Genomic DNA, 2,897 nt, shown 5'->3' with positions numbered 1-2,897 from the left:
AGAACCGGCCCGGGGCGGTGGCGAAGCGGCACGCGCAGGGGCGCAGGACGGCCCGCGAGAACGTCGCCGACCTGTGCGACGAGGGCACCTTCGCCGAGTTCGGCGCGCTGGCCCTGGCCGCCCAGCGGCGGCGGCGCACCCTGGACGACCTGGTCCGCTCCACCCCGGCGGACGGCATGGTGACCGGCACCGGGCGGATCGACGGCCGGACGTGCGTGGTGATGTCGTACGACTACACGGTGCTGGCCGGCACGCAGGGCATGAACAACCACCACAAGACGGACCGCATGCTGGAGCTGGCCGGCCGGCGGCGGCTGCCCGTCGTCCTGTTCGCCGAGGGCGGCGGCGGGCGGCCGGGGGACACCGACTCGACGGCGGTGGCGGGCCTGAACGTGACCACGTTCCACAGCATGGGCCGGCTCAGCGGCCGGGTGCCCCTGGTGGGCATCGCCTCGGGCCGCTGCTTCGCCGGGAACGCGGCGCTGCTGGGCTGCTGCGACGTGGTGATCGCGACGCCGGAGGCCACCATCGGCATGGGCGGCCCGGCGATGATCGAGGGCGGCGGACTCGGGAGGTACCGTCCCGAGGAGGTCGGTCCGCTCTCGGTCCAGGTGCCGAACGGGGTGGTCGACGTCGCGGTCGCCGACGAGGCGGAGGCGGTCCGGACCGCCCGCCGCTACCTGTCGTACTTCCGGGGTCCGGTCGACGACTGGGAGGCCCCGGACGCCCGGGTGCTGCGACGGGTGGTGCCGGAGAACCGGCGCCGGGCCTACGACGTCCGTGCGGCGGTGCGCGGTCTGGCGGACACCGGTTCGGTGCTGGAGCTGCGACCGGGGTACGGGGTGGGGATCCTGACCTGCCTGGTGCGGGTGGAGGGACGGCCGCTGGGGCTCCTGGCGAGCAACCCGGGCCACCTGGGCGGCGCGATCGACCGCGACGCGGCCGACAAGGCGGCCGGTTTCCTCCAGTTGTGCGACGCCTTCGGGCTGCCCGTCGTGTCCCTCTGCGACACCCCGGGGTTCATGGTCGGTCCCGACGCCGAACGCACCGCCACCGTGCGGCACTTCTCACGGCTGTTCGTCGTCGGCGCCCGCCTGCGGGTGCCGTTGGTGGGTCTGGTGCTGCGCAAGGCGTACGGGCTGGGCGCGATGGCGATGCTGGGCGGCTCCACCCGGGCTCCGGTGGCGACCGCGGCCTGGCCGAGCGGGGAGTTCGGCGGGATGGGCCTGGAGGGGGCGGTCCGGCTGGGCTTCCGGCGGGAGCTGGAGGCGATCGCGGACCCGGCCGAGCGGGCGAGGGCCTTCGAGGCGCGGGTGGCCGAACTCCACGAGCAGGGCAAGGCGGTGAACGCGGCGGCCGCGCTGGAGATCGACGCGGTGATCGACCCGGCCGACTCGCGGTCCTGGATCGTCGCGGCGCTCGACGGCCAGGACGCGGCCGGAGACGAGGCGGCCGGTCCGGGGCCGGTCGGCCGGGAGACGGCCGGGGGGACACGCTTCGCCGAGCCCCGGTGAGAACGTCCGAAACCAGCCGTTACGCACGGTCACTCCTCTCGTTGCTCCAGGTGAGCACACATTCGTTCGAAGCGAGGAGGCGGTATGCGGCGTCCGGTGGAGGATTCTCCGTGGCGGTGACCCAGCCCGCGGCCGATCCGGCCGACCTCTCGGCATATCTGGCCGTACACCCCGCGCCGGTGATGGCGGCGGACGCGCTGATCCGCGACGAGGCCGGTCGCATCCTGCTGGTCGACCCGTCCTACAAGGAGGGCTGGGACCTGCCCGGCGGCATGGTCGACGACGAGGAACCGGTGGCGGCCCTGGAGCGCGAGCTGCACGAGGAGCTCGGCATCCGGGGCGCGCGTGTCGGGCGGCTGCTGGCGGTCGACAGCATGCCCAAGGAGGTGTACGGCCGCTCCCAGGTCGCCTGTGTCTACGCGGTGCACCCGCGCGGCCCGCTGCCGCTGGAGGAACTCTCCCTGCAGCGCGAGGAGTTGCGCGCCGCCGAGTACGTGCCCGAGCGGGAGGCGCTGAGCAGGCTGCCGGAGCCGCTGCGCCCCCGGGTGGCGGCCGCGCTGCGGGCGTCACTGGGCTCGTACACCGCGCAGTTGCGCCAGGGCCGGGCCGTGCCGGTGGACCTGCGGGACCACTTCGCGCTGCTGCCGTCACCGATGATGGCGGCGGCCGCCCTGATCACCGACGGGCGGGGCCGGGTGCTGGTGGCCGAGCACTCCTACGACCACGGTGGCGGATCCCCCTACGGCCTGCCCGGCGGGATGGTCCACGCGCAGGAGTCGCCGCGCCGGGGCGCGGCCCGGGAACTGGCGGAGGAGCTGGGACTGACGGATGTGCCGGTGGGCCGGCTGGTCGCCGTGGACAGCACCCCGGCCCGCAGTTACGGGCGGGCCCTGGACGTCCACGTCTTCACGGTCGGACCGCTGAGCGACGAGCAGGCGGCGTCGATCGGGTTCCCGGACGGTGAGATCGTCGCCGTGCACTGGCTCCCTCCGGACGAGGCGCTCGCCCTGCTCCCGGTCCAGATCGGCAACCGTCTCCGGTACGGGTTGCGGGCGCTGGCCGCGGGGACGGTCGCGCATCTCGAGGGAGGTCTCCCCCAGCCCGGTTCCCCGGTGGGCGTCCCCGTGTCCCGACGGCCGCCGCCCGGCTTCTCCTCCGCCTCCGCCGAGGAGCTGGACACCGCGGCGCACGCGGACGGCCGCGCGGTGCGGGCCAAGGCGTTCACGGCCGCGGCCGTGCTGCTCACCGACCCCGCGGGCCGCGTGGTACTGGTGCCGGCGGCACAGGACCAGGACCGGGGCCGGTACCAGGTCCGGGACGAGGACCGGGACTCCGACCGGGACTCCGACCGGGACTCCGACCGGGACTCCGACTGGGCGCTGC

Annotated in this window: 2 protein-coding genes; both read left to right on the top strand. The window is 75.1% G+C overall.

Going from position 1 to position 2,897, the window contains the following annotated elements; all coding sequences use genetic code 11:
* On the top strand, nucleotides 1-1,514 hold a 1,514-nt coding region (locus HW445_RS24965; RefSeq protein WP_306673357.1), incomplete at its 5' end, for an acyl-CoA carboxylase subunit beta.
* A 116-nt stretch (nucleotides 1,515-1,630) separates the two neighbouring features.
* Nucleotides 1,631-2,897: NUDIX hydrolase (locus tag HW445_RS24960; RefSeq protein WP_180223180.1), on the top strand; the 1,267-nt coding region annotated here is incomplete at its 3' end.

The sequence above is a fragment of the Streptomyces sp. UH6 genome, from assembly GCF_013421635.1.
Lineage (GTDB): Bacteria > Actinomycetota > Actinomycetes > Streptomycetales > Streptomycetaceae > Streptomyces > Streptomyces abyssomicinicus.
The sequence above is the reverse complement of the archived record's forward strand: the minus strand, read 5'-3'. Positions and strand labels throughout refer to the sequence as shown.